General features: G+C 62.4%; 15 protein-coding genes. 9 read left to right on the top strand and 6 right to left on the bottom strand.

Annotated features, from left to right (window positions below):
• Window positions 1-49: 49 nt before the first annotated feature.
• From NLY37_RS11840 to NLY37_RS11830, 3 genes are all read right to left on the bottom strand, one after another.
• Window positions 50-832, bottom strand: a complete 783-nt coding sequence (locus NLY37_RS11840) for a formyl transferase (RefSeq protein WP_023741582.1) — start codon at window positions 830-832, stop codon at window positions 50-52.
• A 110-nt stretch (window positions 833-942) separates the two neighbouring features.
• Complete coding sequence (locus NLY37_RS11835; protein ID WP_023670399.1) at window positions 943-1518, bottom strand: DUF4893 domain-containing protein; 576 nt, start codon at window positions 1516-1518, stop codon at window positions 943-945.
• Between the two features lie 114 nt (window positions 1519-1632).
• Window positions 1633-2262, bottom strand: coding sequence for a DUF1638 domain-containing protein (locus tag NLY37_RS11830; protein ID WP_023741581.1), 630 nt, complete (start codon window positions 2260-2262; stop codon window positions 1633-1635).
• A 65-nt stretch (window positions 2263-2327) separates the two neighbouring features.
• Between NLY37_RS11830 and NLY37_RS11825 the strand changes: the two genes are divergently transcribed.
• Entirely contained in the window at window positions 2328-2468 is a 141-nt protein-coding gene (locus tag NLY37_RS11825) for an entericidin A/B family lipoprotein (RefSeq protein WP_023670401.1), read from the top strand.
• Window positions 2469-2556: 88 nt separating this feature from the next.
• Here the strand turns inward: NLY37_RS11825 and NLY37_RS11820 are convergent, their stop codons facing one another.
• Window positions 2557-3255: a cobalamin B12-binding domain-containing protein gene (locus NLY37_RS11820; RefSeq protein WP_023688118.1), complete on the bottom strand. Its 699-nt coding sequence runs from the start codon at window positions 3253-3255 to the stop codon at window positions 2557-2559.
• A 262-nt stretch (window positions 3256-3517) separates the two neighbouring features.
• Between NLY37_RS11820 and NLY37_RS11815 the strand changes: the two genes are divergently transcribed.
• The 7 genes from NLY37_RS11815 to NLY37_RS11785 all read left to right on the top strand — a co-directional run bounded on the left by NLY37_RS11815 (window position 3518) and on the right by NLY37_RS11785 (window position 11381).
• The gene (locus tag NLY37_RS11815; protein WP_023741580.1) at window positions 3518-5092 is read left to right on the top strand and encodes a trimethylamine methyltransferase family protein; all 1575 of its coding nucleotides are present in this window, start codon (window positions 3518-3520) and stop codon (window positions 5090-5092) included.
• An 89-nt stretch (window positions 5093-5181) separates the two neighbouring features.
• Window positions 5182-5868 carry a 4Fe-4S dicluster domain-containing protein gene (locus NLY37_RS11810; protein ID WP_023741579.1) on the top strand — a complete coding sequence of 229 codons (687 nt, stop codon included), beginning with the start codon at window positions 5182-5184 and terminating at the stop codon, window positions 5866-5868.
• A gap of 104 nt (window positions 5869-5972) precedes the next feature.
• The gene (locus NLY37_RS11805; protein ID WP_023741578.1) at window positions 5973-6710 is read left to right on the top strand and encodes a dienelactone hydrolase family protein; all 738 of its coding nucleotides are present in this window, start codon (window positions 5973-5975) and stop codon (window positions 6708-6710) included.
• A gap of 95 nt (window positions 6711-6805) precedes the next feature.
• Entirely contained in the window at window positions 6806-7984 is a 1179-nt protein-coding gene (locus tag NLY37_RS11800) for a BaiN/RdsA family NAD(P)/FAD-dependent oxidoreductase (RefSeq protein WP_023741577.1), read from the top strand.
• Between the two features lie 215 nt (window positions 7985-8199).
• Entirely contained in the window at window positions 8200-8760 is a 561-nt protein-coding gene (locus NLY37_RS11795; protein WP_023739087.1) for an RNA polymerase sigma factor, read from the top strand.
• 2 nt (window positions 8761-8762) lie between these two features.
• Entirely contained in the window at window positions 8763-10874 is a 2112-nt protein-coding gene (locus NLY37_RS11790) for a vWA domain-containing protein (RefSeq protein ID WP_023739086.1), read from the top strand.
• A gap of 240 nt (window positions 10875-11114) precedes the next feature.
• Complete coding sequence (locus tag NLY37_RS11785) at window positions 11115-11381, top strand: hypothetical protein (protein ID WP_031202677.1); 267 nt, start codon at window positions 11115-11117, stop codon at window positions 11379-11381.
• A gap of 8 nt (window positions 11382-11389) precedes the next feature.
• Here NLY37_RS11785 and bmt read toward each other — a convergent pair whose 3' ends face one another.
• The gene (gene bmt / locus NLY37_RS11780) at window positions 11390-12412 is read right to left on the bottom strand and encodes a betaine--homocysteine S-methyltransferase (protein ID WP_023735240.1); all 1023 of its coding nucleotides are present in this window, start codon (window positions 12410-12412) and stop codon (window positions 11390-11392) included.
• 114 nt (window positions 12413-12526) lie between these two features.
• Window positions 12527-13384 carry a helix-turn-helix domain-containing protein gene (locus NLY37_RS11775; protein WP_023681768.1) on the bottom strand — a complete coding sequence of 286 codons (858 nt, stop codon included), beginning with the start codon at window positions 13382-13384 and terminating at the stop codon, window positions 12527-12529.
• A 224-nt stretch (window positions 13385-13608) separates the two neighbouring features.
• Here NLY37_RS11775 and NLY37_RS11770 point away from each other — a divergent pair, with 224 nt between their 5' ends.
• Complete coding sequence (locus tag NLY37_RS11770; protein ID WP_031201844.1) at window positions 13609-14619, top strand: fatty acid desaturase; 1011 nt, start codon at window positions 13609-13611, stop codon at window positions 14617-14619.
• Window positions 14620-14680: the final 61 nt, after the last annotated feature.

The raw sequence follows: 14680 nt of genomic DNA, 5'->3' as shown, positions 1-14680 counted from the left end.
CGCTATTGAGAGTCGCAAAAAGAAAGGCGAGATTCCGAGGGAAGGCTGGCTACCAAACCCGCTTGGTCAGGCCAGTCCAGAGATAGAACCAGATCGTCGGGTGGTACCATTGTTTCGAGGGCAGGTCCGGCTTGATCGTGGCCAACTTTCCGTCCAAGGCACCGCGGACCGCCTCGACGCAGATGTCACGCGAGAACGCCGCCTGGCGCAACGCATAGCTCGAAATAGTGTCGTCGGGCTCCGGCTTGCCGCGCGCCTGTTTCAACACGCCGCCGGTGTCGACGCCGGCGTCGACCAGATGCACGGTGGTGCCGAAATTCTGGAGATCGCCGGAGGCCAGCGCCCAGTAACCGCCATTCATGCCGCGGTATTTCGGCGCGATGCCGGCGTGGTAGTTGAGCACCGGGCAGGGCATTTGCGCCAGCGTCTGCCGGGACAAGAGCCGGCAGCCGGCGAGCAGCACCACGCCCGGGCGGATGTCGGCGATCGCCTGCAGGCAATCGGCTGCGTTGGCGGAGGAGACGTGGATGATCTTTTGTCCCGGCTTCGGCTCGGTCTCAAGCTTCTGATCGGCGATGAGCCGCTCTGCGTGGCCAGCGAAGAAGCGCTTGCCGAGCCTCGTCAACACCATCGTGCCAAGCTGGCCGATGGCCGAAAACAAGCCCTGGCGGCGCGCCCGGCCGAGCAGCAATTGTTTTTTGGATTCAGGGCTTTCGAGGATGACGCTGACAGGACCGAACTGGTCGGCGATGGCGTTGACGATGGCCCAGATGTGCGGTCCGCCTTCGGTGACGATGACGATCGCAGCACTTTTTTCAACCGCTGATGCCATGGCACGCTTTCTTGCCGGCGCGCAACCATTTGCCGTGCGCTGCCCGGCTCAATTCTGTGCCGGGCGAGGTTAAATCTTGATGACCGCCCGGCCAGCGAGAGACCAACGGATCAGCGCTTGAACTCGATGATGTCGAGTTTCGATTCGTAGTAGGGCGCCGGGAATTCGATGCGCCATTCATTGGCGCTGGTGCGGAAGGCATAGCCGACCTGGTCGCTTTCCGGGCCGCTGCCATAGGGTTTTGGCTTGTTGTCATTGACATAGCCGGAGCCGAGATAGATCGCGCGTTTTTCGCTATCGTCGAAGAAACGGCCCTTGGTGCGTTGCGAGCCGCTGACCTTTTCCAGCTGCCAGCCGGAGCCATCGTCCGTGACCTTGCACTTGAACCAGCCATAGATGACCAGCGGGCCGGTCAGGCCCACCTTGATGGTTCGGCATTGCCAGTTGCCGCTCAGGTCCTTGTCGGAAAAGGCCACTATCGGCTTTGCCAGCAGCGCGTCGAGTTGGCTGACCTCAGCCGGGTCTCCCGCTTTTGCCTCGGCCAGCGCCGCCTTGCGGGTCTCGCCATATTTGTCGAGGCGAACCTTGTCGGCAGGCGTGATGATCTTCTGCACCTCGCCGTCGGCGCGAGCGGGCAAGACGAGGCAGAGGAGGCCAAGGGCGGCAAGCAGGACGCGAGGGGTCATCGGGACGTTCCGTGTTCGGATGGCTGAATCAGCCTGTTTGCTTGTGGCTCACAACTTAACCATTCGCGGCGGCCTGTCATCTGTTCTCGACAGCGTCCCGGCTCAAGAACCGCTTCAGGCGTGGGCGGCGGCCTGCGCCAGCCCGGCCGTCAGGTCGCCATAGCCCGTCGAGCGGCGCTCATAGGCGAGGCCAAGCATCTTCGCGGCCTCCTCGGCGACCTTGTCGAGTTCCGGATCGTCGGTCTGGGCGATGTAGATCAGCTTCTGGTAGTTGCCGAAATAGTCCTTGATCAGCTCCGGGTGCTTGTCGAGGCCGAGCGGCTTCATGAAGAAGGCGTCGAACTGGCGGCACAGGAAATCGGTCATGTAGAACGACATCATGTCGTCGTCGGCGACCTTCGCATAGGCGTCCATGCCCTGGTAGAAGGCAAAGCAGTGCGGGCCGGCCATGCGTTCGACGCCGTGCTTCTCCAGGACCCGGTCGAGCATGCCGCCGGTACCGCAATCGGCATAGCCAACGAAGATGTTGCTATAGCCTTCCGCCTTGGCCTTTTCGATCGCCTTGTCCATCGCCGGTGCGATGCGGTCGGGGTAGAAATGGAACTCCGCCGGCAGGCAGGTCAGGTCGAGATGGTCGAGCTTGAGCTGCTCCTTGACGGCCAAAACTTCGCGCGCAATCATTCCACAGGCGATGACCAGCAGCCTGTCGTCTTGATTCGGTTTCGTTTTTTGCATTCTGGCCATGGAACCCGGTCGAAGCGGCCTTCGTTGCTGTGGGGCGAATCTATCGAGAGAGGGATAAACCGTCCATGAAACTGTTACGCGTTGCGCCGATTGCAATCCTTGCCTGCGTCCTGGCGCTTACGGCCTGTGCCAACACCGTCCGTGGTGTCGGCCGGGATATCAAATCGACTGCCAAAGCCGTCGACGACACCGTCACCAAACCCTGACGCAGCCATCCGTTCCAATAGCTGGAACAAAAAAGCCGCGCTGCAAGGCGCGGCTTTCGATTGTGGCCCAGACGCCTTGCGTAACAGATCAGGCTGAAGCGCGCACGTTATGCTTGCGCTTCATGAAGTCCTTGGCGGTCTCGACCGCCACAGCCGCGTCGCGGCAATAGGCATCGGCGCCGACGGCCTTGCCGAATTCCTCGTTTAGCGGCGCGCCGCCGACCAGGACGACATAGTCGTCGCGGATGCCCTTTTCCTTCATCGTGTCGATGACGACCTTCATGTAAGGCATGGTCGTGGTCAAAAGCGCCGACATGCCGATAATGTCGGGCTGGTGCTGCTCGATGGCGTCGAGGTATTTTTCCACCGCATTGTTGATGCCGAGATCGATGACGTCGAAGCCGGCACCTTCCATCATCATGCCGACGAGGTTCTTGCCGATGTCGTGGATGTCGCCCTTGACGGTGCCGATCACCATCTTGCCCTGCTTCGGCGCGCCGGTGGCGGCCAGCAGCGGGCGCAGGATGAACATGCCGGCCTTCATGGCGTTGGCCGACAGCAGCACCTCGGGAACGAACAGGATGCCGTCGCGAAAGTCCTCGCCGACGATGCGCATGCCTTCGACCAGAGCTTCGGTCAGCACCTTGTAGGGCACCCAGCCGCGCTCGAGCAGGATGTTGGTGCCTTCCTCGATCTCTTCCTTCAGCCCGTCATAGAGATCGTCGTGCATCTGCTGCACCAACTCGTCGTCGGAAAGCTCGGAGAGGATGATCTCGTCGTCGGCCATTTTTTCTCGGGCTCCTTGCCGCGCGGGATGCGATCACGGCGGCTTAAAATAATCGCGTCAATACCTAACCCGGCAGGGGCAGGTATCCATAGCTGATTTGCGACTTCCCGCAAAAGGAAAGCGACCGCAAATCTATTGGAATTCTTGTCGATTTTGCGACAGGCGTTGGCGCTGGCGGGCCGTTTCGAATAGGGTGCATGACTACGATCCGGGCGAGAAGCCGCCATACGCGGCCGCAAACGGTTTTTAGGGAAAAACGATCATGAGTGAGAACGCGCCAGTCGACCAGGAAGCGTCAAACGCGCGACGTGGACGCGCTGCCAGCGGCGGCGCGGCTGCAAGGCGGGCGGCGCGCTCGGGCGGCGGACCGGGCACCCAGCTCACCTATATCAAGCGCAAGATCAATATCTATGAGGTCCTCAACGAGGAGGGCCTGGCGATTATCGAAAACAACACCGATACGGTGCTGGAAGAGATCGGCATCATCTTTCGCGATGACGCCGAGGCGCTGCAGCTGTGGAAAGAGGCGGGCGCCGACGTCAAGGGCGAGCGCGTGCATTTCCCCAAGGGGCTGTGCCGGTCGCTGCTCAAGACAGCACCCCCAATCTACACCCAGCATGCCCGCAATCCCGAGCGTTCGGTGCAGATCGGCGGCAACGCCACCGTCTTCGCGCCGGTCTACGGCCCGCCCTTCGTGCGCGACCTCGACGGCGTCAGGCGCTACGCGACGATCGAGGATTTCCGGAATTTCGTGAAGCTCGCCTATATGGCGCCGTCGATCCACCATTCGGGCGGCACGGTGTGCGAGCCGGTCGACGTGCCGGTCAACAAGCGCCATCTCGACATGATCTATTCGCACATAAAGTATTCCGACAAGCCGTTCATGGGTTCGGTGACGGCGCCGGAGCGGGCCGAAGACACCGTCGCCATGGCCAAGATCGTGTTCGGCGATGATTTCGTCGAAAACAACACCGTGCTGACCAGCCTGATCAACGCCAACTCGCCGATGGTGTTCGACGAGACGATGCTGGGCGCGCTGAAGGTTTATTCGCGCCACAACCAGGCCTGCATCGTCACGCCGTTCATTCTCGCCGGCGCGATGAGCCCGGTGACGGTCGCCGGCACGCTGACGCAGGTTCTGGCCGAGGTGCTGGCCGGCGCGTCGTTCACGCAGCTGATCCGCCCCGGCGCGCCGGTGCTGTTCGGCACCTTTGCCTCGTCGATCTCGATGCAGTCGGGTGCGCCGACCTTCGGCACGCCGGAACCGTCGCTGGTTTCCTACGGCGCCGCGCAGCTTGCGCGCCGCCTCGGCCTGCCTTTCCGCACCGGCGGCTCGCTCTGCGCCTCCAAGGTTCCGGACGCACAGGCGGCGTATGAAAGCGCCAACACGCTAAACTCGACCATTTTGGCCGGCACCAATTTCGTGCTGCATTCGGCCGGCTGGCTCGAGGGCGGGCTCGCCTCCTGCTACGAAAAATTCATGATGGACATCGACCAGCTCGGCATGACGCAAAAGTTTTCCGAAGGCGTCGACCTCTCGGAAAACGGCCAGGCGATGGACGCCATTCGCCAGGTCGGCCCGGGCAGCCACTATCTCGGCTGCGACCACACCCAGGCCAATTTCCAGACCGCCTTCTACCGCTCCAGCATCGCCGACAACAATTCCTACGAGCAGTGGCTGGCCGAGGGCGAGAAGACAGCGCCGCAGCGCGCCAACGAACTCGCCCGCCGCTGGCTGGAGACCTACGAGGCGCCTTATCTCGATCCGGGCATCGACGACGGGTTGAAGGACTACATCGCAACGAAGAAGGCGTCGATGGCTGACGCCTTCACCTGAAAGGAGCCCGAGTCAGGCGGGGCTAAAGTCGCCAACATCATCCACAAGGAAGTCTGGCGGAGCGCTTTCTCCGACCCGGACAAGAAGGGATGATTGCGCGGCGCCGGGCTGACGAGATAGCGGCCGCGCTTTCCGCCGACGGCCTCATCCTGCGCGGCGGCCTCAATTTCGCAACAAGCGAAACGCCGCCGCATAGCCCTTCAGCCGCCCCTGCCAAATCCGTGCTGTTGGTCGGGCAGGCGGGAGCGGCACCCTGGCCGCATTTCCTGCGCTGGCGCGACCGGCAACCGCAAACCATTGCTAATCCGCTCGACACATGGTCGCGCGAAGTGATCGGTGCGGTGGCGGAGAAATTCGTCGCGCGCGCCGTTTCGCCTTCGGACAGACCTTATCTGCCGTTCCAGCAATGGGCGATGCGAGCGGAGGGGCTGAGACCGTCGCCGCTGGGCATCCTGATGCATCCGCGGTACGGCCTCTGGCATGCCTATCGCGGCGCGTTGCTGTTCGAGGATGAGATCGCGCTTCCTGAACGTCGCGAAGCGATTCACCTTTGCGACGCCTGTGTTGCAAAACCTTGCCTGAAATCCTGTCCGGTTGACGCCTATTCCGCGGATGGTTTCGCTCATCAGGCTTGCCTGGCGCATGTGCGGGGATCGAAGGGCGAACCATGCCGCGGCGGCGGCTGCCTCGACCGCAACGCTTGTCCGTATGGCACGGCCCATCGCTATCCGCCTGAGGTTCAGGCCTTTCACATGACGGCGTTTGCCGGCCTGTAGCCGGGTCGAAAGCCCGCACAAAGTGTTGAACGGGATTGTCAGGGAACGGCTTGCCCTAACGGTGCCTGCTTATATGTATCGCACGACATTTAACGGAGCGGGCCATGGCGAAGCAGGACATTGAGATAAAAACCGGGGACGGCGTGGCGAAAGCCGGGCTGTTCCGCTCGGCGACCGCTTCCTCGTCCAGGGCCGGCATCATTCTCTATATGGACGCTTTCGGTCCGCGACCGGCGCTCGACGCAATGGCGGAACGGCTGGCAGGCGAGGGCTATGCCGTGCTGGTGCCGGATCTTTTCTATCGCAGAGCACCCTACGGGCCGTTCGAGCCCAAGACCGCTTTCGTCGTCGAGGAGACCAAGGTCGCGCTGACGGCGTTGGTCCACGGCACGACACAGGACATGACCATCCGCGACAGCAGGGCGTTCCTCGACACGCTTACCGCTGAAGGTGTCACCGGACCGGTCGGTGTCGTCGGTTACTGCATGGGCGGGGCGCGGGCCTTGAATGCGGCTGCAACCTATCCCGATCGCATCGTGGCGGCGGCAAGCTTCCATGGCGGCAATCTCGCCAGCGATGCCGCCGACAGTCCGCACCGCAAGGCTGCAATGATCAAGGCGCGGGTCTATGTCGGAACGTCTGGGGTGGACCGCAGCTTTCCGCCGGAGCAGTCGGCGCGACTGGCCGAGGCGCTGCGCGTGGCGGAAGTCGACCACGTCATCGAAAACTATGCCGGCATGGCGCATGGCTGGTGTGTGTCGGATCACAGCGTGTTCAACGCGGCCGGCGCCGAACGTCATTGGAAGCGATTGACGACGCTGTTCGCCGAGACGCTGATCTAACGAGGCGTTGCCTGAAGTCGCAACGAACGGGTAGAGACTGCACGATTGGCGCGGCCTGTTAAAACAGCGCCAGTCGAGCGGGAACGAACAGCCTGATGCAATCCTATGATGTCGTGGTGATCGGCGCCGGTGCGGCCGGAATGATGTGCGCCATCGAGGCCGGCAAGCGCGGCCGCTCGGTCCTGGTGCTCGATCACGCGGCAAAGCCCGGCGAGAAGATCCGCATCTCCGGCGGTGGCCGCTGCAACTTCACCAACATCCATGCGAGCCCGAAGAATTTCATCTCCGGCAATCCGCATTTCTGCATTTCGGCGCTCAGCCGCTACACGCAAGGCGACTTCATCGCGCTCGTCGAACGCCACGGCATTGCCTATCACGAGAAGACGCTTGGACAGCTGTTTTGCGATGGCTCGGCGCGGCTGATCATCGACATGCTGGTCTCTGAAATGCAGGATGGCGGCGTGGAGCTGGCGCTGTCGACCGAGATGAGGAACGTCAGCAAGGCCGCGGACGGTTTTGTGCTGACGCTCTCCACTGGCAGCGTCGCCTGCAATTCGCTGGTCGTTGCCTGTGGTGGCAAGTCGATCCCCAAAATGGGCGCGTCCGGTTTCGGCTACGAGCTTGCGGCGCAGTTCGGCCTGGCGGTGGTGGAAACACGGCCGGCGCTGGTGCCGCTTACCTTCGACGCAAGAACGCTGGAGCGGCTGGCGCCCTTGGCCGGCAATGCCGTCGATGCCGAAGTCGCCTGCGGCAAGACGTGGTTTTCAGAAGCGATGCTGTTTACGCATCGCGGCTTGAGCGGGCCTTCCATCCTGCAGATCTCGTCCTATTGGCGCGAGGGCGACGAGATCCGCATCGCCATGCTGCCGGGGAGGGATGTGGCGGAACTGCTGCGCGCCGCCCGGCGCGTCAACGGCAGGCAAGCGGTGCAGACGGTGCTTGCAAACCATTTGCCGAAGCGCCTTGCGCAAGCAGTCGCCGAGCGCAGTGGGATCGATGGCAATCTCGCTGATTTGACAGACCTGCAAATGAAAACCGTCGAAGCCGCCGTCAACGACTGGCGCATCAAGCCGGCCGGCTCCGAGGGTTACCGCACGGCGGAAGTGACGCTTGGCGGTGTCGATACCAATGGGCTCGATCAGAAGACGATGCAGGCGAAATCCGTGCCGGGGCTGTTTTTCATCGGCGAAGTCGTCGATGTCACGGGCTGGCTGGGCGGCTATAATTTTCAGTGGGCTTGGTCGTCCGGCTGGGCCTCGGGCCAGGTGTGCTGATATTCAGGTGAGGCCGGCCTGCAAACGACGGCTTTCTGTGCTTCCGGTGCTCGCGTACCAAAAGTACGCTCCGCTCCGGTTCTCGAAATCCATCGTTTTCGGCTCGGCCTGACCTGAATCTCAGCGCACCTGTTGCGCGTGCATCCGTCGCCTCGGAAAAAAATCTTTCCATAACCCCAAGGATTGGCCATTAGCCTTCGTCCAACAGGCAAATGATGGCGATGATGCTGGATGAAAGCGAAGCCTCCGACGCCGAATTGATCGGGCGGGCGAAGGGCGGAGACAGGGGTGCCTTCGGCAAATTGCTGGAGCGGCACTACGACTTCGTTTATCGCGCCGCCTATCGCTGGTGCGGAAAGAAGGCCGATGCCGAAGACATCGCCCAGGAGGTCTGTGTCCGTCTCGGCAAGGCGATCCGCGACTACCGCGGCGGCGGCGCGTTCACGACATGGCTCTATTCCGTGACGCTGAACGCGGCGCGCGACATGATGCGCAAGACCACGCGCGAAAACGTCAAGACCGAGGCTTTCGGCGCCTACAGCATGATTTCGGGAGAGGCCTCGGCCGAGCCCGAAGATCCCTCTGAGGCGCTCTGGGCAGCGGTGCGGCAATTGCCGGACAAGCAGCGCGATGCAGTACTTCTGGTCTATGGCGAAGGGTTGAGCCATGCGGCCGCCGCCGAGGCGATGGCAATCTCGGAGACGACGGTTTCCTGGCACATCCATGAAGCGAAGAAACGGCTGAAGACGTTGATTCGTTCAGCCGGGGAAGTGTGACCATGGTCGACGACAACGAACTCAACAGGCTGCGCGACGCAGCAGTACCGGCGCCCGGGGAAAGCGCGAAGGCACGCGCCTTCGAAGCCGCCATGCGCGCCTATGATCAGGAAAATATTTCTGCCGTCACCCAAGGATCGGTCGGCGGGCTTCGTCTCACAGAGCGAGCACAAAAGCTCTGGAGCGAGATCATGCAAAAGAAACTCATCGCCACGCCAGCCATTGCCGGGCTCGTCGCCCTGCCGATCGCCGGATACGCCACCTTTCATATGCTGAGGGAACAGCCGTCGCCGTTCGGCAGCGACGAGAAGATCACTGAGACGCTGGCCGACAAGCCGGCAACCAATGGGCCGGCGATCAACGCGCCGGTAAAAGACAAGCAGGCGCCTGAAGGCGACAAGAAGGCCGACGCCGACGCGCGAAGCCGCGACACTACTACGACGCTTACGCCGCCCGCGCCGCCGAAGCCCGAATCGACCGTTGCTGTCGCCCCTGCGCAGCAGGATGCGCTGGGGCGCGGCGTGTTGGCCGAGCCTGCGCCAGTTGAGAGCCGCGAGTTTTCGCTTGACGGCACCGCTGCCCCGGCCGGCGGCGCGCGGGTCGACCGCATGGCCGGCGCGACCGAATCCAAGTACCTGGCGCAGCCCTCTACCATGCCGGCCGACCAGATTGCGCCGCAGGAGCCAAACCGCGACCGCGTCGAGGATTTCAAGACCAATCCGGTGCATGCAGCGCTTCAGGATCCGGTCTCGACCTTCTCGATCGACGTCGACACCGCTTCCTATTCCTTCGTCCGCGGCTCGCTGAAGCAGGGCTACCTGCCGCAGGCCGACACGGTGCGCGTCGAGGAGATGGTCAATTACTTCCCCTATGACTGGAAGGGGCCGGACTCGGCTTCGACGCCGTTCAATTCGACCGTCAGCGTCATGCCGACGCCGTGGAACGGGCACACCAAGCTGATGCACGTCGCCATCAAGGGCTTCGACATCAAGCCGGTCGAGCAGCCCAAGGCCAATCTGGTGTTCCTGATCGACGTCTCGGGTTCGATGGACGAGCCTGACAAGCTGCCACTGCTCAAGTCGGCTTTCCGGCTGCTGGTCAGCAAGCTCAAGGCGGACGACACCATCTCGATCGTCACCTATGCCGGTGACGCCGGCACCGTGCTGATGCCGACCAAGGTTACCGAGAAGGACAAGATCCTCAACGCCATCGACAATCTGTCGCCCGGCGGCTCGACGGCCGGCGAGGCGGGCATCAAGGAAGCCTACAGGCTTGCCCAGCAGTCCTTCGTCAAGGACGGCATCAACCGTGTGATGCTGGCCACGGACGGCGACTTCAATGTCGGCCAGACCGATGACGACGATCTGAAGCGGCTGATCGAGCAGGAGCGCAGGACCGGCGTGTTCCTGTCGGTATTCGGCTTCGGCCGCGGCAATCTGAACGACCAGATGATGCAGACCATCGCCCAGAACGGCAACGGCACCGCCGCCTATGTCGACACGCTGGCCGAGGCCGAGAAGGTTCTGGTCGAGGATGCCTCATCGACGCTGTTCACCATCGCCAAGGACGTCAAGATCCAGGTCGAGTTCAATCCGGACAAGGTCTCGGAGTACCGGCTGATCGGCTATGAAACCCGCGCCTTGAACCGCGAGGACTTCAACAATGACCGCGTCGATGCCGGCGATATCGGCTCCGGTCATTCGGTGACGGCCATCTACGAGATCACGCCGAAGGGCAGTGGCGGCGAGCAGATGGATCCGCTGCGCTACGGCCAGGCAACGGTCAACAATGGCGGCGTCGCCAATGCCGACGAATATGCATTCGTCAAGATCCGCTACAAGCTGCCGAACGAAGACGTCTCGAAGCTGATCACCACGCCGGTGACGTCGGCCAACGAGGTCCAGTCTTTCGACCAGGCCAGCACCGACCAGCGTTTCTCCATCGCTGTCGCCGCCTTCGGCCAGAAGCTGCGCGACGAGGATGCGACCGCGAAGTTCGGCTACGACAAGATCATGGAGATTGCCACCGCCGCCCGAGGAGCCGACCCGTTTGGGTACAGGTCCGAGTTCCTTTCGCTTGTGCGCCTTGCCTCGGCGCTCGGCGGTAACCGGTAGTGGCAATACAGCCGGTTCCTTTCAGACGGGGGTCGTTCTGATACGGGGAACCGGCTACGGGCGGGTGAGGCAGGCCGGCGGGGAAAACCCTGCCGGCCTTTTTTCGGATCGATTGATCCGAAGCGCACCGATGATCCGCCTGATCGTTAAATTGCGCGGCTTTTCCGGAACGTCATCGCAATGCCCTGCTATTATTGCATGGGGTCGGGACTGGGCTTGGGGAGCCGGGAATTGCAGATCATGAACATTGGAAACACGACGCCGGCGGTGAGACACACGCAGGCGTCGGGAACGCTGTCGCCAGAATCCAGGCGCATCATGGATGACGTTGACGCAGCCCGGAATACCGCAAAGTCGGCGCTGACCAATGACCGCTTTCGCGTCATGCTGGAGCAGATCGGCAATCCGCAGTCGTCGGGTGACCTGGTGACGATGAGTGGCAACGCCAACGGCACCGCCCTGGATTTCAAGACGGCGCTATCGCGTTACGCTGAAAACAGCGAATAAGTTCGATATCAGGCGCGGCTGCGGCGGCGTTCGCGGCGGGCTTCGCTGGTCTCGGCGGTGTTTTCCGTCGCCACCTTGTTGCGCATCGGACCGATGCGCTCGACGATCGCCGCGACGGTCGGGCGTTCGGATTTGGTGTGCGCGTCAAGCGCCTTGCGCATGGCGGCAAGGTGCTGGAACGAGGTGCCGCAGCAGCCGCCGATGATCTTCGCGCCGCCATCGACAGCCAGCCGGACATAGTCGGCCATCAGCTCCGGCGTGCCGGAATAATGGATTTCGGTGCCACGAAATTCGGGAATGCCGCAATTGCCCTTGACGATCACCGTCGCTTCCGGCCTCGCCTCGGTCATGTCGAGCAGCGAGGCCAGGATGTCGGAGGCGCCGACGCCGCAATTGGCGCCGACACCGAGCGGTGTCTCTGAAAGTCCGTCGACGACGCCGTGGATATCCCTGGGCAGCAGGCCCATCATGGTGCGGCCGGCAGTGTCGAATGAACCGGTATAGGTGTAGGGCAGGCCGACGCGGATGGCGGCCTCCGCCGCGGCGCGGATTTCGTCCGGCGCAGACATGGTCTCGATCCAGGCGACTTCGGCGCCGCCTTCCTTGAGACCCTCGATCTGCTCGGCAAAAGCCTCGACTGCTTCGTCATAGGTCATGGCGCCGAGCGGCACCAGCAACTCGCCGGTCGGGCCGACCGAGCCGGCGACGATGACTTTCCTGCCGGCCTTGTCGGCGACCGCGCGGGCAATCTCGGCGGCGCGCTTGTTCAGCGCATGCACGCGGTCCTGCGCATGGTGCAGCTTCAGCCGGTGGCGCGTGCCGCCGAACGAGTTGGTGAGAATGATATCGGCGCCGGCGTCGACGAAATTCTGGTGCAGGCTGGTGATGGTGTCGGGCGCTGTCTCGTTCAGCAACTCCGGCGCTTCGCCGGCCTCCAGACCCATGGCGAACAGATTGGTGCCGGTGGCGCCATCGGCGAGCAGCACGCCCTTTTCGGCCAGCAGAGCATCGATGGGATTGTTCGCGGTCATCGGATCGACTTTCAGATATTTGAATGGAATAAGGATATAAAGAAGTCTTTATGTCCAGTCAATGTGTTTGCAACCTGCAATGCCGCGCGGCGCACCTTTCCGGGGCGTTGGGGATCAGGCAGAACCCGATGGAAATGACGCGCCGGCCAGATTGCGCGCGTAGGCGGCGGCCTCATGCGGGTTGATGTCGGCGGCCCGGATCAGATTGTCGAAATGCTGGGTCAGCGCTTGGACCGGCTGGGTGGCGTTCAGCACGACGTACATGTCGCCGACATAGATGGCGGCGCGGTAGGGACCGAAGATTGTCAGCGGGATCGAATAGCGCATGCGGCCGTCATAGAGGAACAGGCGGAAGGTGGGGTAGAGATCGTCAAGCAGCGTCGCCATATGGGCAAGCTGCTGCCGGCGGTCAGCCTCGGGAAAGCGGTCCCAGACGCCCAGGCCGCGGGCGAAAATCTCCAGCGTGTGGCGCGGCATGCAGACCTCCATATCGGTCTCAGGGCGCCGGTTGTACTCGATGCGGTACTGCGTCTCGCTGGCCTGCGCCAGACGGCTGCGGTTGGTGATGTTGGCTTCGTAGTCGACCAGCTGGCGTGTGCGCAGGAGATCGGGAATGCCGGCCGGCACATAGCGGATCTTGGTGCCTGCGGCTTCCGCGAACCATTTGGCGAGCAGCGTGCGGTCGAAGCCGTCGGGCGCCTCTTCGATCTCCAGGCTTTCGCGGATTTCGCCGGTGACGCCTTCGTCCTGGGAGAGGCCGAGCAGCCAGTCCAGCGAGATCTTGAATTCGGCGGCGATGTTGAGCAGCGTTTCGGCGCGTGGCAGGCGCGTCGAGGCGCCGGACATCAGTTGCGACAGCGCCGACCGGTCGATGCCGACTGCTGACGCGAAAGCTGACTGGTTGAGATCGGACCGTGTCAGGAGCAGCTTCAGGCGCTCCCGGAAGATTGCCGAAAGGTCCCGTTTGTCCACTGTTCGTTCTCCGCGCTCTCTTAGGAAAAATTTGCGCCCGAGCCGTCGATTCAGCACTTCCAGCGTAAATGAATCCGTAGGGTTGTTTACAATGTATAACATCTGCGGTCAAAAATGCGCAATCGCAACATTTTGTACACTTTGTCTCGTTGAGCGGAATCGCTTCTCCTGACACTATGCTGTCAGGAACCAATTCCGGCGACTGAGGGGCAGTGGTCGATAGCATGACAGGCAAGTGCATCAAGCGACGCGACGCAGCGGCCATCGAGTGGCCGACCGTGGTCCTCGCTTTCTTCTGTTACGGAATGTGGCTCGCTGCCGGGCTCCTGCTCTGGCCCTCTTATCCGACCCCGGCACTTCTTCTCCTCGGCTTCATCCTGGCCTTGCAGTCGTCGATCATGCACGAAGTGCTGCATGGCCATCCGACGCGCAGCGCGCTCATCAACGAAGCCTTCGTCTTCCTGCCGATCGGCCTGGTCTGGCCGTTCCGTCGCTTCAAGACGCTCCATTTGCGCCACCACGCCGACGAGCGCCTGACCGATCCGCTCGACGATCCCGAGAGCTATTACCAGGCGTTGTGGATGCATGACGATCTGCCGCCGACGATGAAATTCCTGCTCAAGATCAACAACACCATGGCCGGCCGTTTCTTTCTCGGCCCCTGGCTGTCCTGCATCGGTTTCTTCGTCGACGACGCCAGGCATGTGATTGCCGGCGACAAGGTGATCGGCAAGGCATGGCTGCTGCATGCGATCGGCCTCGCCATCGTGGTGCCGATCGTGCAGTTCGGCTTCGGCATTCCGGTATGGCTCTACATTCTGGTGCCGGTCTGGCTCGGCCAGTCGCTGATCGCGGTCCGGACTTTCGCCGAACATCAGTGGTCCGAGCACCCTGAAGGACGCACGGTGATCATCGAGCGCTCGCCGCTGTCGTTCCTGTTCCTCAACAACAATCTGCACTTCGTTCACCACAAGACCCCGACCGTTGCCTGGTACAGGCTGCCAAAACTGTTTGCCGACCGCCGCGACGAGTGGCTGCGGATGAACAATGGCTACGCTTATCCGAACTATTTCGCACTGATCAAAGCCTACGCCTTCAAGGCCAAGGAGCCGATCGTGCACCCGGTGCTGCGCCGCCAGCCCGAGCCGGGCAGGGCGTTCAAGCCGCGCATCAGGGCGCGCAGCATCAGCGGGCTTGGCAGCGCGCCGGTTCCGGCCGAGCCGCCGAAGGAATAATCCCCGGACTTCCCGAACCCGTGTCGGCCAATTCTGATTGGACGCCGCGTTTTTGCGATCC

Source organism: Mesorhizobium sp. C395A (assembly GCF_030323205.1).
Classification (GTDB): Bacteria; Pseudomonadota; Alphaproteobacteria; order Rhizobiales; family Rhizobiaceae; genus Mesorhizobium.
This window is presented reverse-complemented; position numbering and strand designations above follow the sequence as displayed.